General features: G+C 30.5%; 24 protein-coding genes and 1 riboswitch. Of the genes, 7 read left to right on the forward strand and 17 right to left on the reverse strand.

Annotation, left to right across the window (positions count from 1 at the left end):
- Positions 1–65: 65 nt before the first annotated feature.
- The gene (locus B7R67_RS11075) at positions 66–383 is read left to right on the forward strand and encodes a thioredoxin family protein (protein ID WP_088070402.1); all 318 of its coding nucleotides are present in this window, start codon (positions 66–68) and stop codon (positions 381–383) included.
- 223 nt (positions 384–606) lie between these two features.
- On the opposite strand, the gene B7R67_RS11080 is transcribed toward B7R67_RS11075, so the two are convergent.
- On the reverse strand, positions 607–1,233 hold the full coding sequence (locus tag B7R67_RS11080; protein WP_088070404.1) for a phosphatase PAP2 family protein: 627 nt from the start codon (positions 1,231–1,233) through the stop codon (positions 607–609).
- A 92-nt stretch (positions 1,234–1,325) separates the two neighbouring features.
- Positions 1,326–1,502: a YozD family protein gene (locus B7R67_RS11085; protein ID WP_087997714.1), complete on the reverse strand. Its 177-nt coding sequence runs from the start codon at positions 1,500–1,502 to the stop codon at positions 1,326–1,328.
- A 154-nt stretch (positions 1,503–1,656) separates the two neighbouring features.
- Here B7R67_RS11085 and B7R67_RS22120 point away from each other — a divergent pair, with 154 nt between their 5' ends.
- Positions 1,657–1,812: a hypothetical protein gene (locus tag B7R67_RS22120; RefSeq protein ID WP_158095077.1), complete on the forward strand. Its 156-nt coding sequence runs from the start codon at positions 1,657–1,659 to the stop codon at positions 1,810–1,812.
- Positions 1,813–1,827: 15 nt separating this feature from the next.
- Here the strand turns inward: B7R67_RS22120 and B7R67_RS11090 are convergent, their stop codons facing one another.
- The 7 genes from B7R67_RS11090 to B7R67_RS22125 all read right to left on the reverse strand — a co-directional run bounded on the left by B7R67_RS11090 (position 1,828) and on the right by B7R67_RS22125 (position 7,288).
- Positions 1,828–2,496 (reverse strand): hypothetical protein, encoded by a 669-nt coding sequence (locus tag B7R67_RS11090; protein ID WP_088070406.1) that lies wholly within the window; start codon positions 2,494–2,496, stop codon positions 1,828–1,830.
- Between the two features lie 210 nt (positions 2,497–2,706).
- Positions 2,707–2,925, reverse strand: coding sequence for a YozE family protein (locus B7R67_RS11095; protein WP_088070408.1), 219 nt, complete (start codon positions 2,923–2,925; stop codon positions 2,707–2,709).
- 144 nt (positions 2,926–3,069) lie between these two features.
- On the reverse strand, positions 3,070–3,369 hold the full coding sequence (locus B7R67_RS11100; RefSeq protein ID WP_235822138.1) for a YokU family protein: 300 nt from the start codon (positions 3,367–3,369) through the stop codon (positions 3,070–3,072).
- Positions 3,359–4,768, reverse strand: a complete 1,410-nt coding sequence (gene kamA / locus B7R67_RS11105) for a lysine 2,3-aminomutase (RefSeq protein WP_088070411.1) — start codon at positions 4,766–4,768, stop codon at positions 3,359–3,361. Before kamA ends, B7R67_RS11100 begins: the two co-directional genes overlap by 11 nt.
- A 191-nt stretch (positions 4,769–4,959) precedes the next feature.
- Positions 4,960–5,100, reverse strand: coding sequence for a YjcZ family sporulation protein (locus B7R67_RS11110; protein ID WP_088070413.1), 141 nt, complete (start codon positions 5,098–5,100; stop codon positions 4,960–4,962).
- 237 nt (positions 5,101–5,337) lie between these two features.
- Positions 5,338–6,909, reverse strand: coding sequence for an L-lactate permease (locus B7R67_RS11115; RefSeq protein WP_088070415.1), 1,572 nt, complete (start codon positions 6,907–6,909; stop codon positions 5,338–5,340).
- Positions 6,910–7,108: 199 nt separating this feature from the next.
- On the reverse strand, positions 7,109–7,288 hold the full coding sequence (locus B7R67_RS22125; protein ID WP_158095078.1) for a hypothetical protein: 180 nt from the start codon (positions 7,286–7,288) through the stop codon (positions 7,109–7,111).
- Between the two features lie 74 nt (positions 7,289–7,362).
- Here B7R67_RS22125 and B7R67_RS11120 point away from each other — a divergent pair, with 74 nt between their 5' ends.
- Positions 7,363–8,307 (forward strand): LCP family protein, encoded by a 945-nt coding sequence (locus B7R67_RS11120; protein WP_158095079.1) that lies wholly within the window; start codon positions 7,363–7,365, stop codon positions 8,305–8,307.
- Positions 8,308–8,858: 551 nt separating this feature from the next.
- On the opposite strand, the gene B7R67_RS11125 is transcribed toward B7R67_RS11120, so the two are convergent.
- From B7R67_RS11125 to ade, 5 genes are all read right to left on the reverse strand, one after another.
- Entirely contained in the window at positions 8,859–10,199 is a 1,341-nt protein-coding gene (locus B7R67_RS11125) for an NAD(P)/FAD-dependent oxidoreductase (RefSeq protein WP_088070419.1), read from the reverse strand.
- Between the two features lie 498 nt (positions 10,200–10,697).
- Entirely contained in the window at positions 10,698–11,144 is a 447-nt protein-coding gene (locus tag B7R67_RS11130; protein ID WP_088070421.1) for a hypothetical protein, read from the reverse strand.
- 535 nt (positions 11,145–11,679) lie between these two features.
- A complete protein-coding gene (locus tag B7R67_RS11135) occupies positions 11,680–12,831 on the reverse strand; it encodes a murein hydrolase activator EnvC family protein (protein ID WP_088070423.1) in 1,152 nt (383 codons plus the stop codon).
- Between the two features lie 701 nt (positions 12,832–13,532).
- Positions 13,533–14,042: a hypothetical protein gene (locus B7R67_RS11140; protein ID WP_088070425.1), complete on the reverse strand. Its 510-nt coding sequence runs from the start codon at positions 14,040–14,042 to the stop codon at positions 13,533–13,535.
- 652 nt (positions 14,043–14,694) lie between these two features.
- Positions 14,695–16,413, reverse strand: coding sequence for an adenine deaminase (ade, locus tag B7R67_RS11145; RefSeq protein WP_088070427.1), 1,719 nt, complete (start codon positions 16,411–16,413; stop codon positions 14,695–14,697).
- Positions 16,414–16,441: 28 nt separating this feature from the next.
- A riboswitch (purine riboswitch) is annotated at positions 16,442–16,543 on the reverse strand.
- Positions 16,544–16,726: 183 nt separating this feature from the next.
- Between ade and B7R67_RS11150 the strand changes: the two genes are divergently transcribed.
- On the forward strand, positions 16,727–17,470 hold the full coding sequence (locus tag B7R67_RS11150) for a DUF4397 domain-containing protein (protein ID WP_088070429.1): 744 nt from the start codon (positions 16,727–16,729) through the stop codon (positions 17,468–17,470).
- A 29-nt stretch (positions 17,471–17,499) separates the two neighbouring features.
- On the opposite strand, the gene B7R67_RS11155 is transcribed toward B7R67_RS11150, so the two are convergent.
- Positions 17,500–18,639 carry a histidine kinase N-terminal domain-containing protein gene (locus B7R67_RS11155; RefSeq protein ID WP_328587372.1) on the reverse strand — a complete coding sequence of 380 codons (1,140 nt, stop codon included), beginning with the start codon at positions 18,637–18,639 and terminating at the stop codon, positions 17,500–17,502.
- 225 nt (positions 18,640–18,864) lie between these two features.
- Between B7R67_RS11155 and B7R67_RS11160 the strand changes: the two genes are divergently transcribed.
- A complete protein-coding gene (locus B7R67_RS11160; protein ID WP_088070432.1) occupies positions 18,865–19,254 on the forward strand; it encodes a YueI family protein in 390 nt (129 codons plus the stop codon).
- A gap of 184 nt (positions 19,255–19,438) precedes the next feature.
- Here B7R67_RS11160 and B7R67_RS11165 read toward each other — a convergent pair whose 3' ends face one another.
- Positions 19,439–20,794, reverse strand: coding sequence for a hemolysin family protein (locus B7R67_RS11165; protein ID WP_088070434.1), 1,356 nt, complete (start codon positions 20,792–20,794; stop codon positions 19,439–19,441).
- Between the two features lie 360 nt (positions 20,795–21,154).
- Here B7R67_RS11165 and B7R67_RS11170 point away from each other — a divergent pair, with 360 nt between their 5' ends.
- Positions 21,155–21,619, forward strand: coding sequence for a MerR family transcriptional regulator (locus B7R67_RS11170; protein ID WP_088070436.1), 465 nt, complete (start codon positions 21,155–21,157; stop codon positions 21,617–21,619).
- 370 nt (positions 21,620–21,989) lie between these two features.
- A complete protein-coding gene (locus B7R67_RS11175; RefSeq protein ID WP_088070438.1) occupies positions 21,990–22,181 on the forward strand; it encodes a hypothetical protein in 192 nt (63 codons plus the stop codon).
- A gap of 48 nt (positions 22,182–22,229) precedes the next feature.
- Here the strand turns inward: B7R67_RS11175 and B7R67_RS11180 are convergent, their stop codons facing one another.
- Positions 22,230–22,790, reverse strand: coding sequence for a hypothetical protein (locus B7R67_RS11180; protein ID WP_088070440.1), 561 nt, complete (start codon positions 22,788–22,790; stop codon positions 22,230–22,232).
- Positions 22,791–22,850: the final 60 nt, after the last annotated feature.

Below are 22,850 nucleotides of genomic sequence, written 5' to 3' on the forward strand. Positions count from 1 at the left end.
AAAATAATTGAAATACTACTAAATATCATTCAATATAGAGCTATAAACATATTTAGGAGGCAATTATGGAAAATATTAAAGATGTAAAAAAATATGAAGAAGTAATAAATAGCAATGAACCAATCGTGGTGAAATTTTATGCAACTTGGTGCCCTGATTGTACACGTTTAGATGCGTTTATTGGAGAAGTAATTGAAGAGCATCCTTCATTTAAATGGTACACGATGGATCGTGATGAATTTCCAGAAATCGCTAGTGAACAACAAGTAATGGGTATTCCAAGTTTACTAGTATATAAAAACGGTGAAAAAATCGGTCATTTACATAGTGCAAATGCAAAAACTCCTGAGCAAGTTGAAGAGTTTTTAACAACATTTGAGTAAATCGTGACTGATATCCTGTAACAGAAATCAACAAGCCAAAACAATAAAAACAACCTGCCCTAATCTTTTGAGCAGGTTGTTTTCGTTCATAATCTATCGATGGCTTCACAGTTCAAGAAAGTTTGTTTTTTTAGAACAACGATCGATATAAATAGTGAAATCGTAGCTAATTGAAGAACTCATCAATCTAACATTTTGTATGGAAAAGAATTTGATAAACAGACTACGTTAATTGTCCTTTTTCATGTAATGAAATAAAGACATTCTTACAAAGACTATACCAAGCAAATCCGATTAACCAGCCGGCAATAATATCTGAGAAATGGTGTACATGCAAGTAAATTCTGCTCATCGAGATTAAAAAAATCATGAAAAATGCTAAAAAATGAATCAACTTTTTATGCTTCATTAATTTTGGTTCAATGACGAATAAAATAAAGCTTAAAGTTAGAAAAAAGGTTGAAGCCATCACTGCATGCCCACTTGGGAAACTAAATCCACTTTCAAAATAGTACATTGATGCTGGTCTTGGTCTTTCGTAGAAGTCCTTTAAAATCGTAACAATAACTCTACCTGTTAAAAGCGTAATAACTAATGATATACCACTCCAGAGTCTCTTACGTAGAATGGAATAAATTAACATAATGATAGAAAAAGTTAAGTAGATTTTTGAAGAGCCAAAATCTCTTAAGAAGTAACAAAATGAATCTAGTCCATTTGTACGAATGGCTTCAAAAAACTTAAAAGCTGATTGGTCTAAACGATGAATCAGTTTTGAATCATAAATTAAACCTAAAATAACAAAAAGAAAAACTGAAGTAAAAATAAGTATCCAATTGTTTTTTTTCATAATATCCCCCAACTAAAAATTTTCGATCTACATAGCTTGTACGTTGGATACAATGAGAAAAACGACGAGAGCACCCGTCGCCACTTTCATGACTATTCATCTTCTTCATCAATTTCATCAATCATACATTTTTCAAGTAAGTATTCAAAAGTAATATCCGCTAGTTCTTCGATCTCCTCTTCTTCAGGTACATAACCTCTCTGAATGAGCTGTTGATAGAAAAATTCTGCTATTTCTTCCGTATCAATAACTACCTCAATTTCTTTCACTAGCATCACCCCTTACTAGTTAATATGTGAAAAATGAGAAAATATGAAAAAAACCTTTCCAAGCACAAAAAAATATTAATATGTAACCTTTAGCATAATACAACAATGACAAGCATATATTCAATTAAAACATGTTAAAGGAGCGATTTTCCCAATGGTAAAAATGGACAAGCTAGCAAATTTAAAAGAAATCATGTTAAATGAAGAATTATTTGAAGAGACTGTTGAAAAACTGACTTCTATTGCATTTTTTATTTTAATAGGGATAGGCATACCATTTATGTTTCATATAATTCTACAATTATTGTAGAATATCCTCTCTCTCTCAATTTGTTTTCTTTTCTGAAAACTTATTTAAATTTTTAAGCACAAGATCCATCACAATTTTATATTCTTCATCTTGGAAAATTGAATATAAAACAGCATAATCATTGTAAATATCTAATAATCCATCGATGATTTCTTGTTTTGTCGTTTTATTTCTATTTTTGTTAAAGTCATTCATTGAGCGTAATTTTTCTAAGTCTAATTTTGAAATACCATTTTTATCATTTCTTAATTTTTTTAAGATTGCATTTGCAGTTTGAGCTGATGCAATCAATGTTAAATCTGTTTCATCGGCCTCTAACCATTCACCATCTGTAATACGAGCTAATTCATAAATCGTATCTTCCCAAGCATCATTTTTATATCGCCAAACCTCTGTACGATATCCAACAATACGAAAAATTTCTTTTTCATAACCATTTACTTGAACGAGATCCCCAAAAGAAAAGGAATAATTAACCTCAATCCATTCTTTTTCAAGTTTTTTTCCATCATATTCATTAAGTAGTTGAAGTGTATTCTCAACATAAAGTCCATCATGGTTATTTACTTCATAAACAAATACGCCGTCCATCAGTTTAATATTTGTTATTTTACCGACAGTACCATATAACGTTATCACGACAATATCATCTACGTTATATTTTGGTTGTTTTTTCTTTGTCATCCTTCTAACCTCCTTCTCCATACGTCGTGACTATTACGTTTTTACTGTATACTATGCAATCACCAAATAATTGTCTGTCATTTTCAACGTAAATAAAAAAAGGGATTAGCCTATTTTGTAAGGACAGATTTAGTGACTTTAGAAATCAAGAAAAGAGATAGATAAATATAGATATAAAAAAAGTGCAACTTAGTTTAACTAAGTTACACCTTATCGATCTTCTACATATAAATCCCATGCTTTATCAAAAACGGTCATTGATAATTGGTAAGTTCCATCTAATTCCAAGTAGGAACTAATCTCATCATAGTCCGCTGATTGTTTTGGAAACGAATGATCATTAAAAAGATGATCTGCTAGTATCCCAATATCTGTAGGTATTTTGTAGTTTCTATGTTTCATCATGTAGTGGTAAAATGACTTTCTCATGAATCTCCCTCAATTTTTCTATTATATTTTAGATTTTATAGTAGTTTTTAAAAATTAGTTTGCTACTCGGGCGAAAAGATGCCTTCTTGACTCCGATTTGATAGGAGACCAGTCGTTATTCACACAACCTTTAAATTAAAAATACTAGTTATATGAAGAGAAGTCAAAATAATTTCTTTTTAATAATCTTGGTTGCTTCATTAATTCCTCAAATGAAACAGAAACCGGAAGCAAGCCAGTGGAAATTAGAAATAATTGATCTTCGATTGATTTAACCACTTCTTCTTTCTGGTACGTAAAATTGCATTTATCACAATGAAATGACGGTACATTTGTAATCGTAATTGCGCGAGAACCATCTGGCAATTCCCAATGTACGACAGTATTTGTTTCTTTTGCGTCCTCTTCTCCGCACCAATCACATTTTAAGCTATTATTCGTCACCCTTTTCACTTCCATCCATTTTTTTAATTTGTGCTTTAAATTTTTTCTCCTTTAATTCATCTCTTTTTTCTCGTTTATTCTTTAATGAACTATGAGCTGGATCATCTTGATATTGCTCTCTTTTTTTCATTCTTTCTAAGTCCATTGGAATTAGACTTTGTACTGTATCATTCATGATACTAGCAATCCCAACTTTAGATGCTTTATTTAAGTAATTAGGGTAGATTAAAGAAAAATATTCTTCAGCAGTATCTTCTTTATAGTTTTCAGGCTCTGGATAAGAAGTGATCACACCCTCAAAATTTCGTAATACAGTTTTTTTACTACTTTGCGAAACGATATAATTTGGCTGAAGTGATATTTTACCTCCACCGCCAGGAGCGTCAACTACAAATGTAGGGACTGCATAACCAGATGTATGCCCTCGTAATCCTTCAATAATTTCTAATCCTTTCGCTACGGGAGCTCTAAAATGGCCAATTCCTTCCGATAAATCACACTGATAAATATAATATGGTCTTACTCTAATTTTTACTAAGTCATGCATTAGCTTTTTCATAATTGGTACACCATCATTAATTCCAGTTAAAATAACAGATTGATTCCCTACTGGAACGCCAGCATTTGCAAGCATTTCGCATGCTTTTTTAGCTTCTTCTGTTACCTCAATACTTGTATTAAAATGTGTATTTAACCATACTGGGTGATATTTTTTGAGTATTTCACATAAATTTTCAGTTATTCTTTGCGGGAATACTACTGGTGCTCTAGTACCAATCCTAATAATCTCGACATGATCAATTGCTCTTAAATTTTTTAAAATATATTCTAATATATTGTCATTTATTAGTAATCCGTCTCCGCCTGAAATTAGAACATCTCTTATTTCTTCATTTTGACGGATATATGCAATTGCATCATCTAATTGTTTTTTAGGGACTCCCATTCCTATTTGACCTGAAAAACGACGTCTTGTACAGTAGCGGCAATACATCGAACATTGATTCGTTACTAAAAACAGTACACGATCTGGATAACGATGGGTTAAACCAGATACAGGACTATCATCATCTTCTCCTAAAGGATCTTCTGCATCATATTTCGTTTTATTTAATTCTTTACTTATAGGAACAGATTGCATGCGAATCGGGCAACGTGGGTCTGTTGGATTCATTAATGAAGCATAGTACGGCGTAATATTTAAGGGAATCGTTTTCGTTGATATTCTAACTCCTTCTTCTTCATCCTCCGTCAAGTCAATCACTTGTTTCAAATCATCCAATGTTCTAACAGTATTCGTTAATTGCCATAACCAATCATTCCATTGCTCATCCGTTACATCTTTCCATAAAGGGATATCTTTCCAATGCCTTTGAGGTTTATAAAGCTGATTTTTCATTTAAGGTCCTCCTTGTATTCTAGGACAGTTTAATTTTAAAAAGTTAAGTAGAAATTCTAGTTATATACCTACTTCTTTATATGCATTTAATAAATAGAAGGTGAAAAGACTGAAAATACAATTTCCAATCTACATAATAAAACCGACTAACTAGTAGTTAGTCGGTTACAGTGGCTGACGCTCAATAGTTTTTAGCAAGTTACAAAAGTAGCACCGATGATGATTAATAAAATAAACAATACAACGATTAACGCAAAACCTCCGCCGCATCCCCAGCCATGACCATAGCCGCCGCAGTAGCCTCCGCCGTAGTAAGGTGAATAACCTTTCATGTATATTGCCTCCTTCACATACGTAATAGAAATTACACTAAAGTATATGTAAAGTTCACAATCCTTGTTACATGGGCATTTGTCTATATTTTAGGTAAAGGTCATTTCGATTTAGATTTATTTTATTATAAGGCTTTGTTTAAAAAGAAAGTTGAAAATCTCCGCTGCCAATTTATACTTTCTTATAGTGCAAAAAAGTCTTGGAAATCATATTCCCAAGACTTTTCATATTTTTAATTAAAAGAATAATGATAAAACAAAAGTCCATATACATACGAAGGCCAACAAACCAAAACTGTATTTTAATGTCATCTTTGTTAAAGTTGACTCATTACCTGTCTCACCTACAGCTGCAGTTGCGATTGCAATTGATTGAGGTGATACTAGTTTAGCCATAACGCCACCAGCGGTATTTGCTGAAACCAATAATGAAGGATTTGTTCCTAAAATATTACTTGCTGAAACTTGAATTGGTGCAAATAATGTATTGTTATTAACCACAGAGCCTGTCATAAATACACCAATCCAACCTAATATAGGTGATAAAAACGGGAATGCATCTCCAGTATGTGCAACAGCTTGACTCAATGCGATCGTTAAACCTCCATAAGTCATTAATTTTGCAATACTAATAATGGCACAAATCATAATAATAGGAATCCAAAATTCTTTAATTGTTTTTCCAAGAAGTGCAAGGCCTTTTTTTAAATTAATTGATTTAGATGTAAATATAGTGACTAATCCAGCTAATAAAATTGCTGTACCTGTTGCCCCAATTAAATCAACGCTCACATTGATTGTAGATCCAGGAACAACAAATTTTAGAACTGTTGAAGCTAGCGCCCCACCTTCAACAAATAATCCTTTGAATGATTTTAAGCTCCAAATTAATACAAAAATTGTTAGTAAATAAAACGGTGACCATGCTTTAATAATTTTACTCATTGAATATGTTTCTGCTTTAAATACTTTCCCACTTAGTAAGAAAATATTTTTAGGTTGCCATTTTTTAAGAAATAATGCTAAAACACCCATCGTTAATAATGAAGGAATAATATCTGCTAGTTCTGGACCTAAAAAAACAGTCATAATAGCTTGAGATATCGTAAAAGTAATTGAAGTTACTAAAATTGCAGGTAAGATTTCTTTTATTCCTTTAACCCCATCAATTAACCAAATTAATAGAAATGGTATTGTAAAGTTAATGATTGGTAAAGTTAATGCAGTCATAATCGAAACTTTCATTGATGTTACACCGTGTAATCCAAATGTATCAACAATCCCTACTGGAATTCCAATTGCACCAAATGCACCAGAAGCACCATTTGCAATTAAGCAAAGCATTGCTGCTTGTAAAGGTTTAAATCCAACAGAAACTAGTAATACTGCACAAATTGCAATTGGCACACCAAATCCTGCTGCTCCTTCTAGAAATGCATTAAAACAAAAACCGATTAATAAAAATTGAATACGTTGGTCACTTGAGATCCCAACAATACTACTTCTTAAAATGTCAAACTTACCTGATTGAACTGTGATTTTATATAACCAAACTGCCATTACAATTATATAGCCAATTGGCCATAATCCTTGAATTGTTCCTTGAGCAACACTACCAATTGATTGACCGATTGGCAATTTAAATACGGTTAGAACGATGATAAATGTAATTCCAAGATTTAGTAGTGCCGCATAAATACCTTTCATTTTTAATACGGTTAAGCAGATAAGAAATAATAAGATTGGTACTGCTGCCACTAATGCTGAAATTGCAAGATTATCAAATGGGTTATAACTGTCTACTAACATAATGTTTGCTCCTTTAAACTTATTTTTTAATCTGAAATCAACTTTCTTTTAAATAAGTGCTTAAACTTTAATAATGTGAAACAATTCACATATATACTTAAAAAAATATTTCAATCATCTAATACAAAGTACTTTGTATGTGAAGTATTTAACAATGTAGAGTTTAGACTAATTTCCCATTGTTTACAAGCTCCAATTTTTACCATTTTTCAGGAGAAACATTGAATTGAGATGTATTTTCAAAAATATGGAGGGAAATATAAATTAAGTAAAAAATATTGTTCCGTTTAGAAAAGTGTGTTGAAAAAAATGGGCTGGCTTTACTCACCCTCCTTTTTTCAATCTCAGCCTGAAAATCATCACTTTCTTTATTTTTCACAGGGACCCCTACTTCTCAGCACAAAAATTTTCATTTTATCAATTACTTTTACTAAATTAGAAGGAGAAATCATTATGATTAAGTTTTTTCGAATATGCCTTCTTTCATTTCTAGTTTTGTTCCTAGTTAGCTGCCAGATTCGACCCTCAAATGAACCAGCAAATGAATTAAGGTCTCAAAATGAACAAAAAATGAGTTTTAAAAATAAATTGTTAAAAAACTCGTTATTTTTCTTAGTCATAGGAGTTGATTCTCGCGGCGAGAAAAAATCGAGATCCGATAGTATAGCAGTTGTCCAATATAATGTCGATGACCGAACATTAAAAGTCGCCTCAATTTTAAGGGATTCATATGTCAAAATAAGTGGATATAAATATCATTATGGCAAAATTAATCAAGCCTATTATTTAGGTGGGCAGAAGCTTTTAAAAGAAACAATAAATAATAATTTCGGAATTCCAATTGATCATACTGTAATCATCGACTTTAAAGGATTTGTTGGAATCGTGGATACTCTTGTACCAGAAGGCATTACTGTAAATGTGAGTCAAACGTTAATTGACGATATGAATTTAAAAATGAAGCCTGGAAAAAATAATTTACATGGAAAACAGCTTTTAAAATATGTTCGATTCCGACATGATCAGAATAATGATTTTGGAAGAGTTGAACGCCAACAAGAAGTATTATTAAAAGTAGTAAGCTCTGTTCGAGATAAGTTAAATACTTTTGGAGGAATAGCAAAAGTTCCACTTCTTTTAGACGAAACAACAAAGTATGTTTCAACAGACTTAAAATTAGAAGAAGTCCTCACATTAGCATCGGTAGCTTTTTCTCAGCCTATTGAAAAAATAGATACACTAAGTATTCCTGTTAGCTCCGCTTTTACAAATGAAACTGTTGAACATTCTGGTGCAGTACTAAAATTAAACTTTTCAAAAAACAGACAAACAATTAAGCAATTTTTTAAAGAGCCCGCACCAGTAATTAAAAGTAAAAATAATGATGAAAGTAAGTAATTAAAAAAGAATTAACAAAAATAAAAAAGCTCTCGAGGAGCTTTTTTATTTCATGCTGTTGAAAAAAATCTTGTCAAAAAATCCTAAACTTTCGTAAAGGAAGTTGAGTGATGTTCATTTCCACTACAGGATTCTCGCTTTCCATGGGGCGAAACCTAGCCTCTTCGGCAAGCCTGCGGGGTCTCAGCCTTTCCGCATTTCCCATAGGAGTCGAGCATCCTTTCGTTCCAATCAACTTATTGTTCAATAAAAGTATTCATAAAAAAAACGATTTAAATTTAATCAGTTTAAACGACTAATTCAAAAAAGCATCGACTTTTAAAATTTGAATTCATATTTCTAAATATTAGTATTTAACTATAAAAAGATGATCTAATTAATGATTTGAGATTGACGGAGTTATAAATATTGCTCAAAACATATTTGTATTCTTTAATAGAACATCAAAAAATACTAACATTAACATCAATAAAGGTCACATAATGACCTTTTTTATATTGACTGTTACATATGTCAACACTCTGAAATAAATAACAGTCAAAAATTGGGCATTAATTGAAACATTCACTTAAAATATTTCCTAAGTAAATTCCACTTGCAGCAGCCTGTGATAATGAATGGGTAACACCAGAACAATCACCAATTACGTATAATCCTTCAATGCTAGTTTCAAAGTTTCTATTCGTTTCAATCATTGGCGAGTAAAATTTCCCATCCATACCATATAGAAGAGTATCCTCATCGATCGTTTCACCTATAAACTTTTCTAATTGATTTAAAAATCCTTTTAAAATTTGCAAGTAAAATTGAGGGATTTCACTCGTTAGATTTCCGGATTCAGCTGCTAAAGTAGGCTGTATACAATTGTTTATCATTTTCACTTTTGTAGTTGATTCGTTATTAAGCAAATCTCCTAATCTTTGAACAACGATACGATCAGTACCATTATTTATTTTTCCAATTACTTCATTTGCGTAAGTATTCGCTTCTTTTAAAGAAGGAAAATATTTTGGCGTGAATAAAGTAAAGTTTAAATTTGTAGTCCCTGCTTCTTTTTCTCTGAAGTTTTGCCCATCAGGCATCACTAAGCCCTCTTGAAATTTTCGAATGATTCTTCCTTTAGGGTTCATACAGTATGTAGTTGAAATGACACCTTCATGCTCAAACGAAAGCTTTGTTTCAAAGGTTTCTTGTAAAATTGAACGAAGTTGCTGTTCGTGCATTTCGACTCTAATCCCCAAATCCAATCTTGTTCTCCCTTGCTTTACTCCAAGGTTAGAACACTGATTTTTTAACCATTCAGTTCCTGATCTACCAGTTGCAAATACTAAATTTTTGGAATCAAAAACACCTTTATTTGTATTTAAAGTAAATACATTATTCTCTTTTTTTACTTGTTGGACATCTACTTCAAAAAAAATATCAATTTTACTAGCTAACTCAGAATACATTCGTTGGAATATTTTTGTAGAAAGGTTTGTACCTAAATGTCTAACTTCTGTCGTTAGCATTTTAAGATTACTTTCTTCTGCTTTTCTTGCTAATCTCTCATTTACTGTTGAATATTTTGAAACAGCACTACCACCGTAAAGACACAATATATTGTCGACTTCTTCCATTAATTTTTGTAAACTTTCTCTACCAACTTTTTGTTCTAGTTCTCCCCCAAAGTCGCTTGAATAATTAAATTTCCCTTCAGATTTACCTAAACCGGCAAAACCGAAATACCGATCACATTCAATACAATCACATATCTGATGTTTATCTGAACAAATTCGATCCTCTAATTTTTTACCCTTTTCGATTATTAATATCTTTTGATTCGTATTTAATAATGTATATGCTAAAAAAATGCTACTTACACCTGAACCAATAATTGTAATATCGTACATGCCTTTTACACCTCTTAAATAATCAATCATTCTATTCATTTACAAATATAGTATAAAATAATTATACTCGAATTAATAAATGCCGTCTTTTTATGACTAAATTAATGGCTTTGTTAATAGAAGGTTAATTTCCGTTGCAGCTCTCTTATTATTGGGCGTGAGGTCTTAACCTCACTTACAAGTCTGCGGGGTTCCGCTCCTCCTGCTACTCCCATAGAAATCTTCCATCCTCTACTCCAATCAAAGTGTTTAAAATATTTTTCTTAAATTCTATTAAATCTTTTACGATAATGTCTTTTGTAAAATACGTACTATTCATATCAATCGATCCAAATTTAAAATAAAAAAGTCAGCACCATAGGAGTTTAATTTTCACAAGTTGCCGACTTCTTTATCAATTCATGGTAATTAAATATTATTTCTTCAAAGGTCTCCATTAAGCTGACTAATCATATGTATTTTGATTGAGACTGAGGAAACTGTTCGCTACCTCAAGGATTAACTTAGATCCTTCCCCCATAAACTATTTAACAAAATCATATACAAACTAAGCACGATTGAAAGGATCGTAAAACTAATTGGTACAAACTTATATTTGGAAGCTTTTCTAATTGATCCAATAAAAATAACAAAAGAAAGTATTGAAACTACATAATATAAATAAAAGAATTCATATTGCGTAAACGGTCCTAAAAACAAACAAAATACTGATAGTTGCATTAGAAAAAACAAAGTAGAGATTGCAATCCACTTTAAATTACTTTTTATTTTTATCACATTAATTATTGAATAGATCAGCATGACAACCATTAGTACAGTAAAGAACCATTCAAATAAATAAAACAGATTCTCTTTATATACTGCAAAAAAATATCCAATTACTAACAGTGGTATAATTGATAACATTAAAAGTAAGTTTATTTTTAACGATTTAATTTCTTTCAATTTATCTCCTCCCGTTTACACATTTTAACATATAATTTTGATTAAAATTTCATTAATTTTTTTAATCCATTTTTTAACAGTTAAAGTTCGATTTCTATTTTATTTTTACCTCTACTTTATTCACTATGAATCTAAAGTAATTAGATTCTTTTAATATAATCTTAATCTTTTAAAATTGAAATATTCTCTATTGTTCATGAAAAATTATCAACTTATCAAAATTAGATGAATTTGTTCACCTTTATGTAAGGCGATGCTTCTATTTAAAAAATTTAGTTGGTTGATTATCTTACAAAATAATTTATGAACATTAAATAACCTGAGCCTTAATGGACTCAGGTTAAATCGTTATATATATGATTATTTATTTACAGTTTGAAAGACTAAGTCAAAAAAAATCCTATGGGAGTTAGACATATTTCTCCAAACATATTAACATTCATATCAATTGCATCACTTTGAAAACAGCCTAATGAATAGTAGGCTGTTTTGGCTTAAACAGCGGTAAAAATGGATCGGAAATATTTATAAAAGTTTAAAAGTTAATAAACTTTGCTGGATTAACTGCGTTTGATTTTGCCTGATTCCATTGACCATCATGTAGTTCGAAGTGAAGATGCTGACCAAAAGAATGACCTGTATTCCCCATCGTTCCGATTTTTTGTCCTTTTGAAACAGTTTGCCCTGTTGAGACTTGATAATTTTGCATATGAGCATAAACGGATGTAAATACTTTTCCATTGATATTATGTGTAATAAATACAACGTTTCCATAACTAGATGAATGATAAGCGCGTATTACAACGCCATTTGCAACGGAGACAATTGGTGTACTCCCTGTTCTAACAATATCTACGCCAAAATGCGTTTCATGATCAAATGATCGATATCCGAAACCTGAAGATAAATACCCTTCCGCTGGTCGAGTAAAATCACCACCTGAAATACTTGAAGCAGCTTTTATTGCCTTTTCCTGTTCTTTTAATAGTTTTTCCTGTTCTTCTAAACTCAAAATGTCTTGTTCCTTTTCATTTACATCATCCTTAAGTTTGCTAAGTATAGCCTTCAATTGAGTTTCTTGATTAACAAGTGTACGTTTTAAATTTTGAAGATCTTTTTTATCATTTTGTAACTTATTTTGAGTTAACAATATGTCTTTCTTTTTTAATTCAACTTTTTCAAGATCGTTCTGTTGTTCCTTTACAATATCTTGATCAGTATTCATAAATTTCCCAATAGCATTTATACGTTGAAGTAAATCACCAATACTTTTTGCATCAAAAAGAACGTCTAAATTCCCACCAGATTTTTGGATAGTAATTAAACGATTATTTATGATTACTTGACGTTGATCTAAACGTTTTTGATATTCTTCTCTTTCAGCTTCTAATTCCCCTAGTTCTTTTTTACCATTTACTATTTCTGCCTCTTTTTGGCTCATCTTTATCGTTGCATTCTCAATTGATGAGTAAATTGTATCTAAAGAGTTTAATAACAATTTCTGCTGTTCTTTTAATTGATCCATCTCATTTTTCGCTTTTTGAGCTTCTTCTTGAACTTTCACTCGTTTATTTTGAATACTCTTAATCTTTGAAGTTGATATATTCTCTGCAAATACCCCACTTGGAAATAAAGTAAATGATAAACTTGCAGCTACTAAAATTAATTTATTAATCGTTCTTTTCATCGTTATCTCCCTAAGCTTGACATATACTTATACATGTTAACTTAGAAATGTAACAAGTTTATGCAAATTGGACTACACTCTTCTTACAAGTTTTTTACAAGCTCTTTGCAACAATACAAATAAAAATCAAAAAACTTATAAATAAGCTAAACTCTGTTTTAAAAAAATGTTGATGATTTCCGTTACACAATGCCCTAAAGAGCAGGAACAAGGAAAGGCAGGATTAAAGAGAAAGGAAAAGAGATTAAAAGACTTTAGATAGAATTTTATCGATCTCTAAGTAATTCCCGTCCTTTATGCTTCACCTGTCTTTCCTGTCTTTCCTGTCTTTCCTGCTCTTAACCCCTTCCACTCCAATCAATCTCTTTAAATTGCATAAAATCTTTTCAATTATGTATTTTGTAAAAAATCAACAATTAACATTTACAGAGCCTATGAATAAAAAATGGGGGTCGTTTGATCGACCAAAATAACAAATAAAAGTGACCTTTCAAACGTCTCTGAGGTTTTGGCTTTCTTATTACAATTAATCGGAACGACTCGTACAGTAAAAAAAACCTTCTTATTTCAAGAAAGTTAAAAATCAGTAGAATTGTATCTTATTCATTTATCTCATGAAATTAAATTTTTTCTTTAAATAGTTTAATAATGTAGACAGGAAAATAATTTATTTCAATATAAATATAGTTAACTTTTTAGAGCTAGTATCGATATAATCTTTCTGTCCGAGAACTAGTTTGAAGTCCTGCTCCATTATAAACTTTTAACTCACCATATACTGCTGGTCTAGATTTTTTAGTAGATGTGGCATTTATAATATATCCCGATGATGGTGAAGATGGTGCTCCAACACTTACTGCAAAGGCTCCATATCCTCCAGCTATACTTAATGTAAACGTTGTTTTTTTGGTTGAAGAAAAATAGTATGAATCTGGATGCCAGCCAAAACGATAATTTGAGTTCAAAACTTTTGTACTAGTCAATTTCCATTCTTCCCAACCAACAGATCCATTTCTGTTCAAAGGGTTTTTGGTATTATCACTGCTTTCTTTAACAATAAAATGGCCACTATTTGATTGAATCCCTTCTTCTAAAGTCCCAAAAACTGGAGCAGTTTCTGTTTCTGCATAAGTCTTTAAAATATTACTAAAAACAGATAGTGATAATATTATAGAAAATAAGATAAATAAAATTTGTTTTCTAAACTTCATGATTGACCTCTATTTTCTTTTACTATTTTCCTGTTAACTGAATTATAAACCCTGTTTTTTATAAAATTTCCCCTCATCCAATACAACTTTGTGAATAATCGCACAATAAAAGCAGAAACAGTTTTTATATTCTTTATTTATATGTATCTTTTGAACAATGAACTTAATATTTGAATTACCTCAAAGGTTCTAATTGGCTTAAAACACAAATATGGATCATCATAGTTCTAATAGCAATTATTGTATATCAACAAACTTATATTCATACACAACTAAAAAAAACACAGAGGGCAATTATATGCTCTCTGTGTTCAAAGTGTTGAAATATATATCGGTCAAATGAAAAAATGTCATTAGGTGAACATTTTTGAAAATAAAGTTAGTATTTTTGATCATCTATTTATGAATGAAATTTTAATCTGTTTTGAACATTTTTTTAATTAGTTAAAATATTAAATACTAATTTTTAGATAAAAGAATTCAAACTAATTAATATTCCTTTACGAAAATTTTAGTTATTTGACAAGATTATTTTTCAACAGCTTTAAGAGCAATGTATATACTCTCTGTGTTCAATTGCTAACAATAAAAAATCTTCAATACGTTAGCTTTTTTTATAAAAGTAATCAAAATTATAACTCATTTAATTCGGTTAATTAAATAAAACAGGAATAAATTTAAATTCATTCACATTAAATAAACCTTTAGTCGTAATTTTAATACTTGGTATAACTGGCAAGGCAAGAAATGATAGAGTTAAAAATGCGTTAAATGTATTATCTGGCCTAATTTGTAATAATGAATTTTCGATTAAATTAAGACCAAACTCTACGTCTTCAGCATGTTGATTACTCATTAAACCACCAATTGGTAAGGATAATTTGGCAATAACTTTTCCTGAAGATACGACTACAATTCCACCATTCATTTCTTCTATTGTCTTAATTGCAAGATACATATCTTCATCATTCATACCAGCAACAATTAATTGATGAGAATCATGCGCAATAGTAGTTGCAATTGCTCCATCTATTAAATTTAATCCCTTTACAATGCCTAAACCAATTTCTTTGCCGGAATTGTATCTGTCAATCACAGCAATTTTACATAAGTTATCAGATACACTTGGAATAAAATAATGATGATCTGAAGTTAATTGTTCAACTTTATGTTTAGTAACGATACTGTTTGGGATAATCTCAATAATGTTTGCAAACTTATTTGAGATAGTACTGATTTCAAGATCTTCAATTTTTATATCACCTATGTTGACCGTACAATCAATCAGATTCGAACTTTGATTATTTATCGATTTTATCATTTGCTTTTGTTTTACAATGAACGCATTCTTGCACCAAACATCTGTAACATCAACGTTTTCTAAGTCACTTAGAAATACTAAGTATGCCTCATACCCAGGTGCTATTGCACCTTTTTGTTTTAATCCATAACACTGTGCCGGATTTAAAGTTGCCATTGAGTATGCAGTAACAGGATGAATTCCGTGTGCAATTGCCATTCGAATACAGTAATCAATTGAACCTTCCTTCATGATATCATCTAAATGTTTATCATCTGTGCAATACATAATTCGATGAGCGTTTCGTTCATTTACGATAGGAAGTAAATCCCTTAAATTCCTAGCAGCAGATCCTTCTCTAAAGGCAACATATAGTCCTGCTTTTAAGCGATCCAATACCTCTTGCACGTTTGTACATTCATGATCCGTAGAAATACCAGCATAAGCATATGCATTTATTTCTGTTTTTGTTAAGCCTGCTAAGTGACCATCAATCGGTTTTTGATATGAATGAGCTAATTGTAATTTATCAATCATTTGCTTTTCCATTGTCATTACTGCAGGATAGTCCATTACTTCTGCTAATCCTAATACTCTTGGATGATCCATAAACGGTTCCAAGTGTTCTGCATACAGAACAGCGCCTCCACGCTCTAATGAAGTCGCAGGTACACAGGATGGTAACATAATTCTGACATCTAATGGGATATCTTCAGATGCATCTAACATTAACTTTATCCCGTCTGCTCCTGCTACATTTGCAATTTCATGTGGATCAGTAATGACTGTTGTTACTCCATGCGGAAGTACAGTTTTAGCATACTCACACGGTAATACCATTGATGATTCGATATGGACGTGTGAATCGATAAACCCTGGTGAAATATACTTCCCTTTTGCATCTATTTCCATTTGAGCTTCATAGTCACCAATACCAACAATTACACCATTTGTAATTGCAATTGATTCCTCAATAATCTCTTTTGTAAATACATTTAATATTTTCCCATTTTTTATTAAAAAGTCAGCTTTCTCAGCTTTTGTCGACGCTTTCATTTCATGTAGATTCATCTAATTTCCTCCTAAAGATAGGAGAGAATATGGTTGTCATATCTCTCGTAGTCAAACTATACGGCAGTTTGGTAGAAACTCTTGGACCGTTTATTTCCAAAATTATACGAGCGAATTAAGGTTCACTTTACGTTCTCAGTGACTAAACTTAACTGCTTATATTTAGTTGTAAAAAAACTATATTAAACGTATTCTATTAAATTTATGGTAGAAAAAGCAATCACTATTTTAAGAGAATAAAATATAAAATAATTCATAATTTTCTAGAAAGTGAATAGGATTTTATGGGACAGTCTATTAGGAGGAATGTAAATTGAGCAAATTGAATAAGCCATTTATGAATAGTCAATTTTCATCCTATTCAATCAATCATTCTCTTTCAACACAGGATTCAGAAAAACAAAATCGTATCCTTCAAAATTTTTTATCATATAAGCTACACTTAAATAAAACGAATGGGCAGATTATAAAACAAAATTTAGTTTGTATTAGAGTCCTAAATGCATTACCTAATACAAAAAAATTAGATGTCGTTATCAATGGAAGTAAACTAATTTCGAAACTCGAATATAAGCATTTCACGCAATATTTTACATTGCTCTCTGGTGAACAATTTATCGAAATTTATGATTCAGATGACACAACAAAATCAATTCTTTGTGAGAAAAAATTGATCCAGGCTAACCAATATTACACATTTGCGGTAGGTTTAAACGATGATACCGTTTCACTACTTTCGTTTAGCGATCATACTTTTTTACCTTTAGGAGAAGCTAAAATCCGCTTTATTAATTTAACAGCAAATGCACCAAATCTGGATTTTGCTGTTAAAGCAGGTGAAGGTGATGTGGTATTCCCAAATGTAGCTTATGAAAGTGCTTCTGACTACCTTTCCTTATCACCTATGACAGTTAATTTAGAACTACGTAAACCGGGATCGAAAACGATGATTTTGCCACTCTATAAGACGAAATTTGAAGAAAATAAATTATATACCTTCGTGTCCGTAGGATTAATCGAAGGGGATCCAAAAATTGAAGTTATTACATTAAATTAAAAAAACTCGGAATATGCTCCGAGTTTTTTTTATGCTCTTTTTGGCAAAGTAATATCAAATGAAGTCCAGTGATCATCAGAAATACAGTTGATTTCACCATCATGTTTTTCGATAATCTGCTTACATACAAATAAACCAATTCCCGTACCATGATTTTTTGTCGTAACAAATGGTTCAAAAATTGTACGTATGCTTTCTTCATTAATTTTAGGGCCATTATTTCTTATATGAATAACAATATAATTCTCTTGATCTTCTACTTGATAATGGATAATTTTTTGGCCATCGTTTTCAGCCAATGCATCGATTGAATTCATTAATATATTTAATAAAACCTGACGGAGTTCATTACGAAAACCTGGTATGTATATATTTTGTGATAATCCTTCTTGTAATACAACATTCGAATTTACAATACTAGGATATAAAAATTCTGTTATGTCTCTAAATAAATCATTAATTAAAAAATATTCCACTATTTGATCTTGATCTTTTTTTGAAACATGTAAAAATTGGTCAATTCTAAAATTTAATTGATGCAATTCATGATCAATAATGTCTAAATACTTTAATTGAGGATGATCATCTTTCAGTAACTTTACAAAACCAATAATTGAAGTAAGGGGATTTCTGAACTCGTGAACGAAACTAGCAGACATTTGACCAAGGATTGTAAGTCTTTCTTTATGTGTCTCATCAATAAATTGCTTTTTTTCTTCGATATCTTGAGTAATAATGCAAGAATAGCGTTTAACTGTATGATAAATAAACTGATCGAATACATAATTAATTTTATTAATTAGTGGCTGAACTAAACTGATGCTTTCTTCAAATTCTGATAAATGTTTAAAAAGTTCACTTCTAGCTATATTCGAGTTGTATACAAAATCTCCAATATTTGAACTGGCTTTCGCACGCTCATGAGCAATCTTATATGCTAATTCCTTTACTTGGTCCTCATTAATGTTACCTTCAATAAACAATAACGTAAAATCTATTAATTTGGTTCCATTAATGATTATCTCGGATTTAAATGGATCATCATCGCTTATGACTGCTTGAGCAACCCAATTCTTTACTAATGTAGGCATACTTTCCTGTATGAAAGCGCTATACCTAGTCTCTATTGAAATATCAATAAGGAACACCTCCAGAAAAAATCTATTAATTAAATAGTAACAAATTTTTAAATATTCGTTAAGTGTAAAATCAAAAATTTGTCGAATTTGTTACAATAAAATTATTTTTTTTACAATTTTCAGATTTAATTTCATATTAAGTTTATACCATATTAATTACTAAACTAAATGTATTCAAATATGTCAATAATATAGTGTGAAGAATAGGATAATTTTAGATACAATTAAATTAATAAACTGAAGGTAGGTATTTCTATGACTGGAAAGAATGTTGAAGATTATTTAATTAAAGGTATCTACGGTGAAAAACAAATAAAAATTGAAGAACGAAATATTTTTTTAGGTACGATACGTGAACGAGTTGAAATTGCTTTAACCACAAGTCAAGTAATGGCAAATTCAATTTACCCAATCGTTGAAAAATCGCTAAGTTTGAAAAATGTAAATTTATTATTAAACGGTACACTTCCTTACAATTCAATTTCTAAGTATATATTATTGGCAAAGAAAATAAATATCCCTTTCTCTTTAGTAAATAATTTACCAACACCTACTCCGATTGGTCTTGTCATTGCACATCAAAATGCAGTTGATAAAAATGAAATTTTTACGAAAGATGAACTTTATCATTCAACAGAATTTTGAAGTACGGTATGTGAAATTTTTATTAAGAATAAAGAAAACTTGCCGATTGGCAAGCCCTTTATGTGATGACAGAGACTTAGTCATATTTAATTGCTGAAATTTGGCAACTTCGTCGACTATTCTACACCGCTGTCATTTTATACTTTCTTAATGTATGCAAACAAAAAAGCGCAACTCAATTGTTTTACAATTCAGTTGCGCTTCCTTCTTCAAGTTCAGGTTTTTTTATTATTTCTCGAGTTAATTCAATTGATTTAATATAATGTCCATCTAATTTTAAAACTTTGAATGTGTAATTATCAAACTTAATTGAGTCTCCTTCTTGAACATCAAAGTTTTCAGTTAAGATCCAACCACCTATCGTATCAACATCGGTATCATCTATATCTAAACTAAAAACATCATTAATTTCACTTATTAAAACTTTACCAGCAATAATATATTTATTATCACTTATTTTACTAATATCCTCTTTTTCATCGACATCAAACTCGTCACGAATTTCACCAACAATTTCTTCTAAAATATCCTCAACCGTTACTAATCCAGATGTACCACCATATTCATCCACTAATATTGACATATGTATATGCTCTCTCTGCATCTTTACTAAAAGATCATGTACAGAAATTGACTCAATAACTTGAATAATTGGTCGGATATATTGTTCCAATGTTTTTACTTCTGCATCTCCTTTATGAAGAACAAAATCTGTAAAAACATCTTTAAAATTTATTAATCCTATTACATGGTCTTTATCTCCATCTACAACTGGAAATCGAGTATATTTTTCTGTACTCATGAAATGGATATTTTCATGGAATGGTTCTCGTAAATCAATTGCAACCATTTCAGTTCGTGGAACCATAATTTCTTTAGCAACTCGCATATTAAAATCAAAAATATTGTTTACATACTTAAATTCTGATTGATTTATTTCTCCACTCTTAAAGCTTTCTGAAAGAAGGATTCTTAATTCTTCTTCAGAGTGTGCTACCTCATGTTCTGAAGCTGGTGGTAAGCCAAATATTTTTAAGACTAACCTAGCTGAATTATTAAATAACCAAATAAATGGATAGGTAATTTTATAAAAAAGAATTAAGATAGGTGCAAACAGTAAAGTTATTTGTTCAGCTTTTTGAATGGCAATCGTTTTAGGTGCCAATTCTCCAACTACGACATGAATAAATGTAATAAAGCCAAAGGCAAGTAAAAAAGAAATCGTTCCACTAATTGCAGCAGGTAAATGTAGATCGTCAATTATTGGATGTAATAATGCATCTACAGTTGGTTCACCTAACCAACCTAAACCTAAACTTGTAACAGTAATTCCGAGTTGACAAGCAGATAGATATTCATCTAGATGAGTAATTACCTTTTTAACAGCTCGTGCCTTTTTATTCCCCTCACCTAATAATTGATCAATTCTTGAACTTCTAATTTTTACAATTGCAAATTCAGAAGCAACAAAAAATGCTGTAAAAGCAATCAATACAACGATTAATAATAATTTAGTTCCAATTCCTAACAATTGATTCATCCCTCCATTTTGGAAGTGAAGGCCATCTTCATAATCTAAATTTGATAATTAGGCTTATCTTAGTATATTCAGTTAAAGAATTTGTTATCAAAAATTTTTTTTGATTTGGTCAATTTCATCTAAGTTTACTAAAAATATCCCTATTGATAAGCATACAGGCTGTATCCATTTCGCTACTCTACTTTCCACCTTGTAATGATTATATCTTTAAAATACAAGCGATTAACATTTACAGAGCCAAGAATTTAAACATATTTTAAGAACTTTTGACGAGTTGACACTAGTTTTGTCAATCATAGAGGAATGTCTCATTAATTTAAAGAATTTAAAAAATATAATAAAAATCGAGGAGGAATAGCGATGTTTACAACTTCTCAAGTAGCTGAACGGCTACAATTAACGAATAAAAAAGTGTTATTTTTTTCAAAAAAAGGTAATTTAACATTAGAGCGAACCAATAATGGTTATTTATTTAAAGAAGAGCAAATTCAACAAATCAAAGAAATTTATGAGGCTTCCGTGCAATCGATTGAACCAAAAAAACATGAAGAAGAAGATTCTTTACTTTTAAAGGAATTAACACAAAAATTATTAAAACTTGAAGAAAAAATTGAGACAAAAGCAAATGAAGTCGTTTCAGTACAAATTTTGGAACATCGTAGTGAAATTGAAGATTTAAAAAAAGTAGTTGTAAAACTTGAAAATCAAGTAGAAAATTTAACTGAACAGGTCAGTGTGTTAAAAGCGGAATTAGAAGATCAAAAAAAGATTGTTGCATTTAAACCGAAGAAAAGATTTGCGATCTTATCTATATTTGGTGTGTAGGGATTAACTAAAAGTAGAAGATTTTTCTTCTACTTTCAGACTGTTGACAAACGCTCGCTTTCTTCGTTGCTTCGCCTGCCTGCGGTGCTCATTACCCTCTAAAGGTAACTCCGCTCCTCGCCAGGCTTCGCGCCTCGAAAGACAAGCGTTTTCAATCAGTCTGATAATCAGATAAATAGGACTTTGTCTATACACTGAAAGTAGAAGATTTATCTTCTACTTTTTTATTTTGTATTTTTTTGGGAAGTATATTAAGGAATGGCAGGACCAAGGAAAAACGAAAAGATTTTCTTTTTACAGTCTTTCTTCTTTTTTTACATACTTAAATGAATTCTGGTGAAAATAATTTTGAATGAAGGGAGGCTATACAATGCAAAAAAATGCAAGAGAGTATACACAAGAGGCTACTACTGGTCTTAAACAAGCTATTGAAAACCTACAATCAGCTTTGGAAACTGTTGAAAAACCACATAATCATGAACAAATTGAACAAGCATTACAGGCTTGTCAAACTGCTTATAATCAAACTACGCAAACTGCAAATATTCTTGGACAAGAGTAATGACATTATCAAAAAACTCAGGAGTGATTTCCTCCTGAGTTTTTTGAATTATTTTTTATCATAATACATTAATATTTCTTTAAACTCATTTGAATATTTTAAAAGTTTAATAGCATGTTTGATATCCAATAAAAAAGGAACTGCAATGATATCATCACTTATTTCAAAATATTCATCAATCGGTAATATTTTAAATCCTACACTACGTGCAAACATATACAATCTTTTATTTATTGTACCGATATACCAATCAGCATTCGTATTATTTGCATGATCGTAACATGCTAATAATATTTGTTTAAAAAATCCTTTTCCTCTATTTTCACGAGTTATCAATAATTTACTAATTTCATAGATTTGTTCATTTTGAATATATTTAATATATTTGTTCTCAGAAAAGTTATAATAATATTTATATTGCTCTTCATTTTCAACACTGTATTTATCGAATTCAATCGTACCAATTAACTTATCATCTGAACCACAAATCCCATAACGAGTTACTTCATTATTTCTTACTAAGAAAGGTATTTCGTTTTCTTCACAAAAATCTCCCCAAAGCTCGTTAAATAAATTATTCTCCTCTTTTGTATGAATAATACGAAACACTCTCACTCACCCCTAAAAATTCCTAAATAAATACTTTAATCATACGTCAATTAATGTATG

The organism is Gottfriedia luciferensis, from assembly GCF_002156865.1.
GTDB lineage: Bacteria > Bacillota > Bacilli > Bacillales > Bacillaceae_G > Gottfriedia > Gottfriedia luciferensis.